The organism is Butyricimonas sp. RTP31003st1_G1_RTP31003_210430 (assembly GCF_040920905.1).
Lineage (GTDB): Bacteria > Bacteroidota > Bacteroidia > Bacteroidales > Marinifilaceae > Butyricimonas > Butyricimonas paravirosa.
The window spans coordinates 23446-39727 of record NZ_JBCOSQ010000029.1; the positions used below are offsets into that span (position 1 = coordinate 23446).

Below are 16282 nucleotides of genomic sequence, written 5' to 3' on the forward strand. Positions count from 1 at the left end.
AACAAGGGGAAGAGGTTACATTTTTTGGATCTTAATAAACGTTTGTATGTCGTCGATTTCGATGGGTTGGGCACCGTCCTCGGCTTTATCTATTAGCGTAACGTTCTCTGCCAGAACTTGGCTGGCGATGTACGCCTTGAAGTTCTCGACGGCCTCGTTGATCTCTTTGTGCTTCCCGATGTAAAGATCAATTTTGTCTGTCACGTTGAAATCACTCTCTTTTCTCAAGTTCTGGATTCGGTTGATCAATTCTCTGGCGATACCTTCTTCACGTAATTCTTTCGTGATGTTGATGTCTAGGGCAACCGTGAGACGTCCCTCGTTGGCCACTAACCAGCCCGGGATATCTTCCGATAAAATTTCCACGTCTTCCAGTGTCAATTCCAGCGTTTCTGTTCCCACTTCCAGAGAATAAGTTCCTTGTTTCTCGAAATTGTAAATATCATTCTGGTTCATTTCTGCCACGAGAGCGGAAATCTGTTTCATGTATTTACCGTATTTCGGTCCTAGGGTCTTGAAGTTCGGCTTGATCTTCTTTACCAAGATTCCTGCCGTGTCAGTGATGTACTCGATCTCCTTCACGTTGACTTCCGACAGGATGATATTCTTCACGGCATCCAGTTGGGTAGTCATCTCGTCATTCAAGATCGGGATCAGCAACTTGCACAGCGGTTGTCTTACCCGGATTTGCACTTTGCGTCTCAGTCCAAGTACCATGGAAGATATTTGTTGAGCCATATTCATCCGTTCCTCCAGTTGCTTGTCAATCATTGATTCGTCGGCCACCGGGAAATCTACCAGGTGAACGTCCGTCGTGTATCGTCCCGTAACCTTGTTTAAGTCCGTGAACAAGCGATCCATGTAGAATGGTGCGATGGGCGAGGACAAGATTGCCACGGTTTCTAAGCAGGTATATAACGTTTGGTAAGCCGACAATTTATCAGTGGTTTGCTCGCCACCCCAGTAACGTTTACGGGAAAGGCGCACGTACCAGTTCGACAGGTTCTCGATCACGAAATCCTGTATAGCTCGTCCGGCCCGTGTCGGTTCATATTTCTCGTAAGCCTCGGTGACCTCTTTAATCAAGCTGTTCAATAGAGAAAGAATCCAGCGATCGATTTCCGGTCTCTCGTTAAACGGAACTTCTGCCTCTGCATACGTGAACTTGTCTATATTAGCGTACAAGGCGAAGAAACTGTACGTGTTATACAGTGTCCCGAAGAACTTACGTTTCACTTCTTCCACCCCGGCGATGTCGAATTTCAAGTTATCCCATGGTTGAGAGTTCGTGATCATGTACCAACGCAGAGGATCGGACCCTTGTTTCTCGATCGTGTCGAAAGGATCAACGGCATTGCCCAAACGTTTGGACATCTTGTTTCCCTTGGCATCAAGCACCAGTCCGTTGGATATGATATTCTTGAATGCCACGGAATCGAACACCATGGTCGCGATAGCGTGTAGCGTGAAGAACCAACCGCGGGTCTGGTCCACTCCTTCGGCGATAAAGTCTGCCGGGAAATTTGTCCGGTTGTCGATCAATTCTTTGTTCTCGAACGGGTAATGTACCTGTGCGTAAGGCATGGCCCCCGAATCGAACCACACGTCGATCAGGTCTTTCTCCCGGTACATCGGTTGCCCGGAGGGAGAAACCAGTATAATGTCATCCACGTACGGGCGGTGCAGGTCGATTTTCTCGTAATTCTCTTTCGAGTAGTCTCCCACCTTGAAGTCTTTGAAGGGATTCTCCTTCATGATTCCTGCCTGTATCGCTTTTTCAGTTTCTTCAACTAATTCTTTCACAGAACCGATACATTTTTTCTCTGTCCCATCCTCGCTAACCCATATCGGTAGGGGAGTTCCCCAGTAGCGGGAACGAGAGAGGTTCCAATCCACCAAATTCTCCAACCATTTCCCGAAACGGCCTTCGCCCGTGCTGGCGGGTTTCCAGTTGATAGTCTTGTTCAGCTCGATCATGCGATCCCGAACGGCTGTCGTTTTGATGAACCAAGAATCCAACGGGTAATAAAGTACCGGTTTGTCGGTTCTCCAGCAATGCGGGTAATTATGTTCTTGTTTCTCGACCTTGAACGCTTTGTTCTCCCGTTTTAACAGGATACTTAAATCGATGTCAAGAGTCGGGTCATTTTCAGTTAAAGTCGGATCGTAAGCGTTTTTCACGAATCGTCCGGCAAATTCCCCGTACAGGTCCGTGTTGACGTTATTTTTCAAGTATTCCGGGTCAATGTCTTCCATCCGGAACAAGCGTCCCCGTTTGTCCACCATGGGTTGCTTGCTGCCTTCCTTGTCAATCAATTGCAAGGGGGCTATGCCGGCCACTTTGGCCACCCGGTCGTCATCGGCTCCGAAAGTCGGGGCAATATGCACGATTCCGGTACCATCTTCCGTGGTAACGTAATCACCTAGGATCACGCGGAACGCATCACCCATGGGTTGCATCCAAGGCAAAAGTTGTTCGTAACGTATGCCTTCCAGCTCCGGCCCTTTATATTCGGCCACGATCTGGTAAGGGATCAATTTATCTCCTTCCTTGTAGTCTTCCAAGGCGATGCCTTCAGCTTTTTTGTTGAAGTACGCGCTGAGACGATCTTTCGCCATGATAATGGTTACCGGGCGGAATGTATAAGGATTATAAGTTTTTATTTCCAGATACGTGATGTTCGGGCCTACTGCCAATGCCGTGTTGGAAGGTAACGTCCAAGGCGTGGTTGTCCAAGCGGTGAAATATACCTCATCGCTGAAAGCGAATAATTTTTCCGATTTTTCGTCCCGGATCACTTTAAATTGAGCCACACACGTCGTGTCCTTCACGTCCCGGTAACATCCCGGTTGGTTCAACTCGTGCGTGCTTAATCCTGTTCCGGCAGCGGGGGAATAGGGTTGTATCGTGTACCCTTTGTACAGGAAACCTTTCTCGTACAATTGTTTCAACAAATACCATAAGGTTTCGATGTAACGGTTGTCGTAGGTGATGTACGGGTTGCTCATATCTACCCAGTAACCCATCTTGTTCGTCAAATCTTCCCATTCGCGGGTGAATTTCATGACGTCGGAACGACATTCTTTGTTGTAGTCGGCCACGGAAATCGTTTTCCCGATATTTTCTTTCGTGATACCGAGTTTCTTTTCAACCCCCAATTCAACGGGTAACCCGTGTGTATCCCAACCGGCTTTTCGCTCAACGAGAAATCCTTGTAAAGTTTTGTATCTGCAAATAATATCTTTAATCGTCCTAGCCATTACGTGGTGAATACCTGGCATCCCGTTTGCCGAAGGGGGACCTTCGAAAAAGACAAACGAGGGGTGCCCCTCTCTATTCTTCAAGCTTTGCTCGAAGGTATTGTTTGATTCCCACTCTTTCAAGACATCCTTGTTTACCTGAGAGAGATCCAAACCTTTGTACTCTTGGAATTTTTTGTCCATCGTGACTCCTGATTTTAAGATATTACTTATTTGCACATTTAAAAAATCAAGTTGCAAATATACCATTTATTTGTGAAACTGGAAATCCTCTTCTTTTTTTCGTGCATTCATTCTTTTAGAGGGTAATAAAAGACGTTTAGGAGTGGAGGTCATGATTTGCTGCCGTTTTTCTAAATCACTTCAGTATGAATAGAGTAGCAATACATGACGTGTTACGGATAAAGTAATTTTAATATCCTATTAAAATTCTAATAGAACGCTATTATATATAGCGATTTAATAGGGATTTAATAGCGTTCTAATAGCGCTTTACACGAAAGAGATCCGTTGTTGATGAGGATATGATAATGGATTATGGTATTAAATTTTCGGGTCAACGGTTTGTTGTCCTGTAATATACCTTCTCATGTCGGATTCTTCACCCGACATGAGAAGTATGATTCGTTTTTCTTTGAACTAAACTACGGAACTTGTGGTTGGCCTCCCGGCAGGAATTGGAAAATTAACGTGGGGAGTTGCTGTTTCGTGTTCTGCCCGATCTGGATGAGCGGTCTGAAATAATCCGGATATTTTTTGACCATGGGGTACACTGTGACATACCCGTGGCGGAACCAGCGGTCGATGATCACGTGAGAGATTTTTTGTTCTTGGAAACGGTTGAACAGGTCATCCGGTTCGGCATACTGGGGAAAAGAGGTCGATTTTCTACCGCCTGAAAAGAGGTAAAAAAGTTCCGGTTTCCGGCAGGCGATGCGGGCTTCTTCGGGTAGATTCTTTTTACACCAGTTGATGGCATAGATGTACTCCACGAAGGCGGCATCGGCAATTTTTTCATTCCATTGCTTGTATGTCGCAAAATTCTGTTGCGGTTTCAAGGCTTTCGCGTAGTGCGGGAACATGAAGAACACGAGGAACACGATCAGGCCTCCCGCGGGAATTATGTGTTGGTATTTGCCAAATGAAAGTTTTTTAGTGATCGAGTTCATGATTTCAAGGCAACCATTCAGGAACAGGAATATGAAAAGGGGGATGATCCCGATAAAATAGCGGTGTCCGGCGTATTGCTCCGGCCAGATCATGAGTACGGCCATCGTGATGCCGATGTACAGGAACAGGAGTAATTGCATTTTTTTCAGCGCGATTAATCCGAGTAGAACGATGATTAAGATGCAAATGCCCTCGATCAGTCCTGAAGTGGTTATTTTTTCATCGAATCCGGGATCATCGGAAATGATGGCAGTGGGGATCCATTTGCCCACGTAGCTGACTAGGTTATTTTCGATACGTTCTGTCCAGTCCGAGAACGTGGCCATGGTTTCACCCTTGGGTTTCTTTTTGAAGTCATGGAGATAGTCACTACTCGTGACCCCAATACTTTTATTTCGCATATCCCAGGCTGTTTTCGCCCCTGCAAAGGATGCTATGACCACGCATAGGATAATGAGGTGGCTGAACAGGGCTTGTTTGTTGGCAGCCTGTATGGTGATCTCGTCATTTTTACGCTTACTTTTGAGGAGCGTGAGACCTTTTTGGACACAAAGAATACCGAGGTAAATCATTATTGCCAGAATGATGGATGTTCCCATGGTCCGGACAAAATAGATGTAATTCAGCGCGATAATCATCAGAATGAAATAAATGATCTGGGAACGGGGGCGCTTTTTACAGAACAGGTGGTTCATGTCAATCAGGGAGATCAAGTACAGGACTCCCAGCGTGAGGAAGGTAAATAGCATTTCGCTCATGACAATCGTGGAGTAACGTAGTAATGCCTGCTGCATACAGCATAACAGGCAGGTTGACAGGGCGACGAATAAGTTCCCCGAAATCCTTTTCAGGAGGAAAAAAAGGATTAGGATGGACAACCCGAATAAAATGCCGTTTGCTATTTTTAAAGCCGTGTAGGAATGGGTGAAAAGTAAAATCCCCGCGTTAAACAGGGGGTAACCCGGTGGGAAATGGGAATGAGGGGTTTCTTCCAGAAACATAATATTCGTGTAGCCTTTCCCGGCGGCAATGGCTCTTCCCAGGGCATAATAGTAAACGTTATCCCCGTTCAGATCCGGTTTGAAGTCAAATATTTCCAGGTAATTCACGACGAATACGCATACGATGATCGTGAGGCAGAGATAAATCCATGTAGTCGGTTTTATTTTATTAAAAATTCCCATACGAAAATTATTCTTTAAATTAAAAACGATATTTTATAAGAGTCCATATGCCAATGACCCCGTCTTTCCAGTTTATTTTTTTACCCTCATCAATACTCCGGGGGTAATAGTGGATTGGTAATTCCTTTATCTTGTATCCCTTGCGACAAACTTTGGCTGTTACTTCCGGACAAAATTCGAATCCGGTGCATTTTAACGGGATGGATTTAAGTAGTGCGGTGTCGAACATTTTGTAACAGGTCGGTTCGTCCGTCAAGCGTTGCCCGTACAGGATGTTCGTGATGATGGATAATAGCCTGCCGCCGAAATAGAATCGTTGATAGGAGTGTTTGTTTGCTTTGTTTAGAAAGCGGGACCCGTAGATAACTTTCCCGTCGTGTTCGATCATCCATGTCAGTAACGAGTTAAAGTCTTCCGGTTCGTATTCGAGATCCGCGTCCTGTATAACGGTCCATTCTCCGTTGGCTTTCTGAATCCCTACCCGTAAAGCAGCTCCTTTGCCTTGGTTATAAGGTTGGTTGTGGTATTGAATGGGACAATCGGGATACATTTCCATGAAACGCTGAATCTCGTCTTCCGTTTCGTCTTTCGAACAGTCGTTTATAACGATAATTTCTTTTTGGATATTTTCAACCAGTCGTGTGTGGTGAACTTTTTCCAGTAACGTGAAAAGAGTTCGGGCTTCGTTATAGGCGGGAATGATGATTGACAGCGTTTTATGTTTCATGCCGCGGGAGTTATTGTAGTACATGATTCCTTAGCACGAACTGGGCGGTCGTGCGGCTACGTTGCTCGACTAGCGAGGGGGTATCCCCGATGATCTCCCGAATGATTTCCTCGTTGTAATGGCGGATCGTGATGAGTTTCACGTCTTGGTTGTAGCGTACCTCGAATTCTTCCCGGAGTTGATCCAGAAATTCGTTGAACACGGCGCTGTTGCAATCCACGCAGAAAGAGAAGCTGATGGCAGAGTTTTGCATCAGGTTCAGTTTCAATTTATATTGGGCCAGCACGGCGAATATGTGGCTTAATTTTTCTTCCGCGATAAAAGAGAAATCTCTCGGGGTGAGGGTCAACAAGCATTGATTTTCTTTGTTAATGTAGATGGGGGGTAACTTTAGATGCTCGTCAATCTCTTGTATCACGGTTCCCTCGGATTCCGGGTGCAGGAACGATCTCACGTAGAGGGGGATTTGTTTGTTCTGGATTGGCTTTATGGTTTTCGGGTGAATGACTTTTGCCCCGAAATGGGATAGCTCGATGGCCTCTTTATAGGACATCCGGCTGATCACTTGTGCTTTTTCATATTCTTTCGGGTCGGCATTCATCACTCCCGGTACGTCTTTCCAGATCGTCACGTTTTCGGCATTTAGCAAGTTAGCCAAAAGGGCGGCCGTGTAATCCGATCCTTCCCGTCCTAAGGTCGTGGTCTGGTTGGTGCGGGTTCCGGCGATAAATCCTTGGGTGACGAATGTGGACGATGCCTTGAAGTCAAATGCTTCTTTGCAAAGTTGTTCGGAAAGTTCCAAATCTATGTTCGCGTTACGATAGTTTTGGTCGGTTTTGAGGAATTTCCGGATGTCAATGAATTGATTTTCGATTCCCTCCATTTTCAAGTAGTCGGAGATGATGGTCGTGGAGATCAGTTCCCCGAAACAGATGATGCGATCGTATTCGTAATCATAGCATAGTGATGATTCGCTTGCCAGTATGTTTTCCAGGTTAGTAAATAATTCTTCCAAGTGCTTGTAGACCGGATCGTTCAAGGGAAATAGTGAGTTTACGATATTTAGATGAAAGTCTTTTAATTCTTTCATGATAGCGGTCGCTTTTGGATCTTGGTGAAAATAGGCGTTGCATAATGTTTCTAGCAAATTAGTCGTTTTTCCCATAGCTGAAACGACCACGATAAGTTGTCCATGCTGTTGATGGACAATTGAAGAGAGGTTTTTCACTCCTGCCGCATCTTTCACGGATGCTCCCCCGAATTTAAAAACTTTCATTTAGGTTCCGATTAAAAAGTAACACGAAACAAAAGTAAATTTTAAATTGTAAAATGCAAAATAAGATGTTGAAGATGTGTCTTTTCGTGTTTATTGTAATTGTTGTATTTCCGTTAAGGATAATCCGGTACATGTCATGATGGTTTTAAGAGGAATACCCTTTTCGAGTAATTTTTTGGCGGTTTCTTTCTTCTCTAGTTCGATGCCTTCTTGAATGCCTTTTTCCCTTCCTTCGGCTAATCCTTCGGCCTTGCCTTCAGCTTTCCCTTCAGCTTTCCCTTCAGCTTTTCCTTCGTCCCATCCTTCCCCATGTGCAGTGGTTAGGACATCCCACTGGATTCTGATGTTGTCCATGTGGCGTTCATAAGCACGACGTTCCTGTTCGCTCATGTCTGACACACGTAGCCGTTCTCTTGCTGCTTGCAAGCCTTTAGCCGTGGTGTTTTCGTCAATGATACCGGATTTCAAGAAACGGACCCACTCGTCAAGAGGTGTTTTGGCCCGATCATCAAATTCATTAACTCTGAGGACGTAATATTCCGGAAAGATTTCTCCGGCATTTTCTTTCACGAACGTGTTACGTTGCTTGGTTGAAAGACGTAAGGTATCACCTGAATGAATTCCTCTGAAATCGGTTACTCCACGGTAGATATAATCACTCCCCTGTCCTAAATCGAAATATACAATATTAATGGAATAGACTTTTCGAACTTCAGCGTAAAGGTCACCTTCATGAATGTATTCTGTGATGGCTTTGGAGACACCGTATAGCATTCGTTGAAAATAATATAGTTCCCGGGTGTTTTGAACTTCTATGATAATGAGTTCCTTTTTGTTGTTTTCAGCCAAAACGTCAACCCGGTTGAATTTGTCGGACTCGTCTTCTTTATTGCCTTCGCTTTCTAGGATCCGATGAATCTTGATATTATCTTGTAGTAATTCGCTTAAAAATCCTTCTAACACGACAAAATTTGCTTTGTTGCGTAATAAACGTTTCATGGCCCAGTCGAACCGGATGAGATTGTATCTTGACATGGTTTTTGTATTAATAGTATTATACAAATGTACGAAAAAAAGTGGAATGAATCTATTTTAATGAAAAGTGGTGATAAAATAATTATAAATGAAACAATATAGCTATTTTTTAATATATTTACAAGCGATCTCACCTGTTAGGAATTGGCGTGTTATGGTATTAATTATAAAAATTGGAATGATGAAAAAAAGCTGGTTGTTGTATTTTATGGGCTTGATAGCTCTTTGCGGGTGTAGTCGTGTGATTGCGGAAGAATCGGGAGAGAAGGAAATTTGTTTTCAAGTGAATATTCACAAGATGCAAGAAGTCAACATGATCGGGTCGAGAGCGGGACTTAATGCAGGGGATAGGGTGGGGTTGTATATCGTGGAACAAGAAGGGGAAGGGCTTTGTTTGCCGGCAAACGAGGATTTTTACTTGATGAATGGTGAGGCGGATAAGAGTTTGAGTTTCACGGACGGGGAGAAACACGTGTACCCGGATAACCCGGTAAATATATATGGATTTTATTGTAAAGGGATGGAGAGCGCCCCGGCGGATCTTTTAGCTGTTCCGGTTTCTGTACCTAACATTCAAGCGACAGAGGAAACTTTGTTGTCTTCTGATTTTCTTTACGTTAAATCGGAAAAACGTCATCGAGGAGAGGAAAAAGTTATTTCGCTGAATTTTTGCCATCAGTTTGCTAAAATGAAATTTCATTTCAAAACGGATACCCCGGAGACGGTTGATCTGAATAAAATAACGGATTTTAAAGTTGTAAATGTTGTTCAAGAGGGAAATTTCGATATTGCCACGGGTGAATTGACGTTAGGTAATGCCGTTGACGATATAGAGGCACGGGTGGCAGAAGATTTTGCAATAATTATTTTACCTCAAGAAATTGAGGGGAATAGGGTTTTGTTTCATTTTTTGCTGGGCGGGGAGGAAAAGTCATACACTGTCCCGAATGAAGGGATGTCATTGGAGAAGGGAAAATTATACAAGTGTAATATTTTAGTAAATCGATATCCGGGGGCGGGAGATAAGGATGTGGTGGTTAGCATTCAGGTTGAAGATTGGGACGAGTCGGAGCCACCAATTGATGTCGTGATTGAAGATGGGCAGAACGTGGTGGTAACGTTAACGGATGTTTCAAATGGGGTGGTGGTTGATCGGGCGGATTTGTATTTGTCTTCTGAACATTACGACCGAGAAGTGCGGAATGTTCCCGTGGCAAATAATAAGATGGAATTTGTGTTCCCACGAGAAACTGAAGGTGGAACTTTACGATTGAATAAAGCTCGTTTCCATACGGTGACGGGAGATGAGTTTGATTATTATTTTAAAGATAAAGAGTTGCTAGGAGATAATTTAGACGAGTTGCCTTTGGTGGCCCCGAAGGTCGGGGATGCTTGGGGAGATGGGGTGATTTTTGCCGTGGGGGAGGTGACGGGATATGATGAAGCCAATAATTCATTTGTTACAAATACAGAAGGCATGGGTGCTTATCGAGGAAGAATTGTGGCAAGTACTTCATTGGGAATGAAATTTTGGTGTGAGGTAAAGGCAAAAGGGAAAGTATCTTTAGTTAAAGCAAGTAACAGATATGACGGACTTGTAAACTTGAAAATAGTGGAAACTTTTGCATGTGATAATGGAGAAACTCTTGATTTGTATCCTGCTTTTAAAGCTTGTAAGGATTTAGGAAAAGATTGGTATTTCCCGTCATTAAATGAGATTAGATGGATCGTTTTGCATAAAGAAGAACTGAATTTGGAAATGGGTTCCTTAAGCTATGGAAGTTCAACAGAGATTTCGGTTAAAGATAATGGAGGAGTAACGAATTCTGGAGCTGATAGCCCTTTTGATAAAACAATGATGAACGTTTGGCCTGTTCGTGCCTACTGATGAAACTTCTCATGATGGATTGACGTAATGCTTTAAGATGAACTTGAGTATCAATATGGATACGTCATAATGTTGATGGAAAACGCTTTATCTTCGTGATAAGGGGTATACGGCGGAGAGAAGATTGATGTTTCGTCATCGATTGCAGGCCTCTTCGTGAATTCGGGCTATACGCGTAAGGATTTGAAAGGGAGAAGCGGAATAAAACCCGCAAACCTTTTAAATTAAAGATTATAACTCTATATTTGCAAAAAAATTAAAACACATAACCATGATAATGCATAAAGTTACAACTTTAAATCAATTTATTATTGAACGGCAAGCCGAGATTCCCGGGGCTACCGGAGAATTTTCACGACTTTTGCACCATATAGGTATCGCTGCTAAAAAAGTTCACCGGGAGGTAAATAAAGCTGGTTTGGTAGATATACTTGGAAAGGTGGGTTCAATCAACGTGCAAGGAGAGGACCAACAGAAGTTGGATGTCTATGCCGACAAAACTTTTATGGATGAGTTGAGGGCGAGTGGCGAGTGTTGTGGGGTAGCTACCGAAGAGAATCAGGACATCGTGGTTTTCGAGGAGGGATTAAGCAAGGACGGGAAGTACATCATCTGTATGGACCCGCTGGATGGATCGTCAAATATTGACGTGAATGTTTCCGTGGGTACGATCTTCTCTATTTATAAACGTATTTCTCCTATCGGGGAACCGCTCGTGATGGACGATTTCTTCCAGCCCGGAACAGAGCAGGTGGCTGCCGGTTATGTGATTTACGGGTCATCAACCATGTTAGTGTATACTTCCGGTAACGGGGTGAATGGTTTCACGCTGGATACTTCTATCGGGGAGTTCTGTTTGTCTCACCCGAATATGCAAACACCGGAAAGCGGAAAGATATATTCTATTAACGAGGGTAACTACGTGAATTTCCCCGTAGGTGTGAAAAAATTCATCAAGTATTGTCAGGAGAAAGATGAGGCTACGAACCGGCCGTACACGTCCCGTTATATCGGGTCCTTGGTGGCCGATTTCCACCGAAATATGTTGAAAGGTGGGGTGTTCTTATATCCGCAGACGAGTTCTCACCCGACAGGAAAGTTGAGATTGTTGTACGAGTGTAACCCGATGGCGTTTATTGCCGAACAATCCGGAGGGTTGGCCACGGACGGGGAGCAGCGAATCATGGAGATAAAGCCGGAGGCTCTCCACCAGCGGGTGCCGTTATACACGGGTTCGAAGAAGATGGTACAGAAAGTACAGGAGTTTCTGACATTCTTCAATAATATATAGAAACAAAAAAACTTCAAATGGATGATTGTAACAGCGATCATCCATTTGAAATTAAAGAGGAAGTTAAAAATAAATCGAAATATATGATAGCAAAACAATTAATTGAGCCAAAGAGCATTGTGGTTGTGGGTGGTTCTGACGACATTCACAAGCCCGGGGGTACCGTGTTACGGAATTTGCAAGATGGAAATTTCAAAGGTTCGCTTTACGTGGTGAATCCGAAGATGGATGAAGTGCAGGGAATCAAGGCGTATCGTGACGTGAAGGATCTTCCGGAGGTGGATTGTGCTATTTTAGCGATTGCTGCTAAATTCTGTCCGTCAACCGTGGAGGTTCTTGCAAAACAGAAGAACACGAAAGCATTTATTATTCTCTCTGCCGGATTCCATGAAGAAAACGAGGAGGGAGCCAAGCTGGAGCGCCAAATTGTGGAGACGATTAATTCAGTAGGTGGATCTTTGATCGGACCGAACTGTATCGGTGTTTTGACAAACCATTATAGTGGTGTGTTCACAAGCCCGATTCCGGAACTGAACCCACAAGGGGTAGATTTGATTTCCGGTTCTGGTGCGACGGCATTGTTTATCATGGACTCCGGAATGCAAAAAGGAATCAAATTCAACAGTATGTATTCCGTGGGTAATTCAGCTCAATTAGGTGTAGAGGAGATTTTGGAATACATGGACGAGTCGTTCGATCCGAAGACGAGTTCCCGGGTAAAATTATTATACGTGGAGAGTATCGAGAAGCCGGAGAAGTTGTTAAAGCATGCATCTTCTTTGATCCGCAAGGGATGCCGGATCGCTGCCGTTAAGTCAGGAGGTTCTGCTGCCGGAAGTCGTGCTGCTTCTTCTCACACTGGAGCTTTAGCCAGTTCGGATGTTGCCGTAGAGGCTTTGTTCCGCAAGGCGGGTATTGTGCGTTGTAACGGACGTGACGAGTTGATGACGGTTGCCGGAATTTTCATGCATCCGGAAATGAAAGGTCGTAACATGGCTGTCGTGACTCATGCCGGTGGACCTGCCGTTATGTTGACGGATGCTCTTTCTAACGGAGGGATGGATGTTCCGCATATTGAAGGTGAGAAAGCGCAGGAGTTGTTGGCGAAATTGTTTGCCGGGTCGTCCGTGGGTAACCCGATCGACTTTTTGGCAACGGGTACGGCTGAACAATTAGGATATATTCTAGATGCTTGTGATCAGGACTTTGACAATATTGACGGGATGGCGGTTATTTTCGGTAGCCCCGGTTTGTTCCCCGTGTTCGACGTGTACAGGGTACTTGACGAGAAGATGAAGACTAGCAAGAAACCGATTTTCCCGATTTTCCCTTCTTCCAAGATCGTGAAGGACGAGATTGCGGAGTTCGTGTCTAAAGGCCGTGTTTATTTCCCGGACGAGGTGCTGTTTGGAAATGCTTTGTGCAAGATTTACAAGACTCCGGCCCCGCAACCGGAACATTTTGAAATGCCGGATATGGACGTGAAGAGAATCCGTGAGGTGGTGGATAACGCGCAAAACGGTTATTTGTCTCCGGACGAGATTCATACTTTGTTGGATGCTGCCGGGGTAGCGAGAGCTAAAGAGGGAGTTTCTGATAACGAGGAGGAGATTGTTAAGATGGCAAAAGAGATCGGGTTCCCGCTGGTGATGAAAGTTGTCGGACCGATCCACAAATCGGATGTTGGTGGAGTCGTGTTGAACGTGGGCGACGAGGAGACCGTTCGTCGTGAATTCAAGCGGATGATGCAGATCAAGGATACGTACGCAATTATGCTGGCTCAACAGTTGAGCGGAACGCAGGTGTTTATCGGTGCTAAACGGGATGATAAGTTCGGTCACATGGTACTTTGTGGGTTGGGAGGTATTTTTATCGAGGTGTTGAAGGACGTGAAGGCCGGATTGGCCCCGATGTCTAAAGACGAGGCTCATGGTATGATTAAAGAGTTGAAATCTTACAAGATTATACAAGGGGTTCGCGGACAAGAACCTGTGAACGAGGATAAGTTTGCCGAGGCCGTGATGAGAATCTCTGCTTTGGTGAAGGTTGCCCCGGAAATCTTCGAGATGGACTTGAACCCGTTGTTAGGAAATAAAGATAACGTGGTGGCTGTAGATGCTCGTATCCGTATCGAGAAATAGAAATTTCTCATGCGAGCTTGGAAAAATTATAGCAAGGAAGAGAGAAAGATGATCATCATAATAGGAGTATTGCTGCTGGCAATACTCCTAAGTTTTGGTCGTATCAGTAGCGGTTGGAAAAAAGGATTTGATTTCTTCTATTCCTCTCCCAAGGAGGAAGTGAATAAGGACGCCCGGTTGAACCAAGGTCCGGAGGACGGGAACACGGATGCGTCGAGCGAGAGTACAGAAAAATAATGTTTAAAATTCCCCGGGAGGGTGTGGTTTTCCGGGAAACGGGTAAAGTATGTGTGATGAAAAAAAGTGATTTTATTGTTATCGGGTGTGTAATCGTATGCCTGTTGCCTTTCTTCGTGTCTGATGCCGTGTATTCTTTTTATAAAACATTTAATGCCGAGCATGGTATGATTATGAGCTTTTTGAAGTTCGCAATCTTGTCAACACTAGGGGAATGTATCGGATTGAGGATCAGTGCCGGGGTGTATAACCGGAAAGGTTTCGGGATCTGGCCCCGTGCTATCGTGTGGGGTGTGCTGGGAATGGGTATCAGTATGGCAATGACGATTTTTTCAAGCGGGGTTCCGGTCTTTCTGAAGACGATGGGCATGGAAAATGCCGTTACCGTGATGGGGGAGAGTTTATCGTGGGATAAGGTGTTCGTGGCCTTCTGTATTTCCGTGGCGCAGAACACGATTTTCGCTCCTGTTTTTATGACATTGCACAAGATCACGGATACGCATATACTGAGTCATGGAGGGACGTTATCCGGTTTCTTTACCCCGATCAAGATGGGGGAAATCATGGCAAATTTGAATTGGCGGGTACAGTGGAATTTTGTTTTCAAGAAGACGATTCCTTTTTTCTGGTTCCCGGCTCACACAATCACTTTCTTGTTGCCGGGTGATATGCGGGTTTTATTCGCAGCCTTGCTAGGGGTTGTCCTAGGAGTTTTGTTAGCGATTGCCACGCATAAAAAATAGACGTCTATAACTTTTCGTCTTTCTTACCGTATAGTTTATAGTTGATAATAATGGTTTAATCACTATAAACTATATTTCTATGGATAAAAATAAGATTGAACAAAAGAAACCGGGTTTGAATCAAAAGGGCGTGGAGGAGGATAGTCCTTTACGTTTGACGGCCGATCTGGAAGGGAACTATCTGCTGGATGAGCGGACAAGCGAGATGAAGTGGTTGGGGATTTTCTATTCTCCCGCTGGGGGAAGTGTTCACCGGGTTGCCAAGATGCTGAAGAAGAAGATCGGAGCGGATAAGGTGGATATGTTTTGCGTGAATGATATTCAAGCGGGTAAGTTATTGGATTACAAGAATCTGATACTGGTATGTTCTTCTTTGGGACGTAGTACCTGGGAGAGGGAACAGCGGGATCGTTGGGCGAAGTTCTTTCCCGGAATGCGTAAGATTTCTTTGAAAGATCGTTTCGTGGCACTTGTCGGTTTGGGTGACCACGTGACCTATCCGAAGAATTTTGTGGATGGTATGGGGTATATGGCGGAATTGGTGACGGGACTTGGCGGAACTCTCGTGGGAAAGACTTCGACAGATGGGTACGTGTACGAGGATTCCACAGCAGTGATTGATGATTTGTTTGTGGGGTTACCTTTGGATGAAGATTTTGAACCGGAAAAGACCGATGCCCGGATAAGTAAATGGCTGGATATGGTGTTACCGGAGTTCGAGAGAATATGATATTTATAAGTCAAAGGTTTGTAAGATTTATAAATTAGAGGTGGGTCAAAAGTCTTTTGATCCACCTCTAGTTTGTATAGGGGCGTGTTTGTGGTTGAAACCGGGTTTTATTTGGGAAAAAGTAATAATTTTGTATTGCATGATTAAGCGTGTGATTTGGTAAATTTTGATAATGATTTTATTATGGAGGAAAAGTTGAATTATAAAATGCAGATGGATGTTAAGTATGATTATCTTGAAAAGATTAATGTCCCGGAAATCGTAAAGAATTGTACGGATAAATGGTTTAACCAGTCATTGTGCAACGTGAATTCTTCCGTGTTCAGGTTAGGTATCTTTGAGGGCGAGTATCATTTGCATAAACATGATCATGATGATGAGGTGTTTTTTGTTATTGAGGGTAGTATTATTTTAGAAACGGAAAAAGGTAATTTTGAGTTGGGACAATACGAGGGGGTGTGCGTGCCTAAAGGTGTAATGCATAGGCCTATTGCAAAGAATAAAGCGGTAGTGCTGATGATTGAAAATATTGGTATAGATCCAATTGGAAATGATTGAAAGTTGAATTAAAACTTGTCTTTTTTTTATTTTTTTAGAGC

General features: G+C 44.1%; 12 protein-coding genes. 7 read left to right on the plus strand and 5 right to left on the minus strand.

Features of this window, described 5'->3' with window-relative positions; translation table 11 throughout:
* Positions 1–15: 15 nt before the first annotated feature.
* The 5 genes from ileS to AB5542_RS10720 all read right to left on the minus strand — a co-directional run bounded on the left by ileS (position 16) and on the right by AB5542_RS10720 (position 8653).
* Positions 16–3444, minus strand: a complete 3429-nt coding sequence (gene ileS / locus AB5542_RS10700) for an isoleucine--tRNA ligase (RefSeq protein WP_279038109.1) — start codon at positions 3442–3444, stop codon at positions 16–18.
* Positions 3445–3905: 461 nt separating this feature from the next.
* Complete coding sequence (locus tag AB5542_RS10705) at positions 3906–5615, minus strand: hypothetical protein (RefSeq protein ID WP_279038107.1); 1710 nt, start codon at positions 5613–5615, stop codon at positions 3906–3908.
* A gap of 19 nt (positions 5616–5634) precedes the next feature.
* Positions 5635–6342 carry a glycosyltransferase family 2 protein gene (locus AB5542_RS10710; RefSeq protein ID WP_279038104.1) on the minus strand — a complete coding sequence of 236 codons (708 nt, stop codon included), beginning with the start codon at positions 6340–6342 and terminating at the stop codon, positions 5635–5637.
* Positions 6343–6352: 10 nt separating this feature from the next.
* Positions 6353–7618 carry an aspartate kinase gene (locus tag AB5542_RS10715; protein ID WP_087418999.1) on the minus strand — a complete coding sequence of 422 codons (1266 nt, stop codon included), beginning with the start codon at positions 7616–7618 and terminating at the stop codon, positions 6353–6355.
* A 90-nt stretch (positions 7619–7708) separates the two neighbouring features.
* A complete protein-coding gene (locus AB5542_RS10720; protein ID WP_279038098.1) occupies positions 7709–8653 on the minus strand; it encodes an Rpn family recombination-promoting nuclease/putative transposase in 945 nt (314 codons plus the stop codon).
* 181 nt (positions 8654–8834) lie between these two features.
* Here AB5542_RS10720 and AB5542_RS10725 point away from each other — a divergent pair, with 181 nt between their 5' ends.
* The 7 genes from AB5542_RS10725 to AB5542_RS10755 all read left to right on the plus strand — a co-directional run bounded on the left by AB5542_RS10725 (position 8835) and on the right by AB5542_RS10755 (position 16241).
* Entirely contained in the window at positions 8835–10541 is a 1707-nt protein-coding gene (locus AB5542_RS10725; protein ID WP_279038096.1) for a fimbrillin family protein, read from the plus strand.
* 271 nt (positions 10542–10812) lie between these two features.
* Positions 10813–11832 carry a class 1 fructose-bisphosphatase gene (fbp, locus tag AB5542_RS10730; protein WP_204247524.1) on the plus strand — a complete coding sequence of 340 codons (1020 nt, stop codon included), beginning with the start codon at positions 10813–10815 and terminating at the stop codon, positions 11830–11832.
* An 83-nt stretch (positions 11833–11915) separates the two neighbouring features.
* Positions 11916–13973 carry an acetate--CoA ligase family protein gene (locus AB5542_RS10735; RefSeq protein ID WP_087419738.1) on the plus strand — a complete coding sequence of 686 codons (2058 nt, stop codon included), beginning with the start codon at positions 11916–11918 and terminating at the stop codon, positions 13971–13973.
* Between the two features lie 9 nt (positions 13974–13982).
* Positions 13983–14210: a hypothetical protein gene (locus tag AB5542_RS10740; RefSeq protein WP_087418996.1), complete on the plus strand. Its 228-nt coding sequence runs from the start codon at positions 13983–13985 to the stop codon at positions 14208–14210.
* Positions 14211–14266: 56 nt separating this feature from the next.
* Positions 14267–14953 (plus strand): hypothetical protein, encoded by a 687-nt coding sequence (locus AB5542_RS10745; protein WP_087419737.1) that lies wholly within the window; start codon positions 14267–14269, stop codon positions 14951–14953.
* 79 nt (positions 14954–15032) lie between these two features.
* The gene (locus tag AB5542_RS10750; RefSeq protein ID WP_087418995.1) at positions 15033–15683 is read left to right on the plus strand and encodes a flavodoxin domain-containing protein; all 651 of its coding nucleotides are present in this window, start codon (positions 15033–15035) and stop codon (positions 15681–15683) included.
* 183 nt (positions 15684–15866) lie between these two features.
* Positions 15867–16241 (plus strand): cupin domain-containing protein, encoded by a 375-nt coding sequence (locus AB5542_RS10755; protein ID WP_279038088.1) that lies wholly within the window; start codon positions 15867–15869, stop codon positions 16239–16241.
* The last annotated feature ends 41 nt before the right edge of the window (positions 16242–16282 follow it).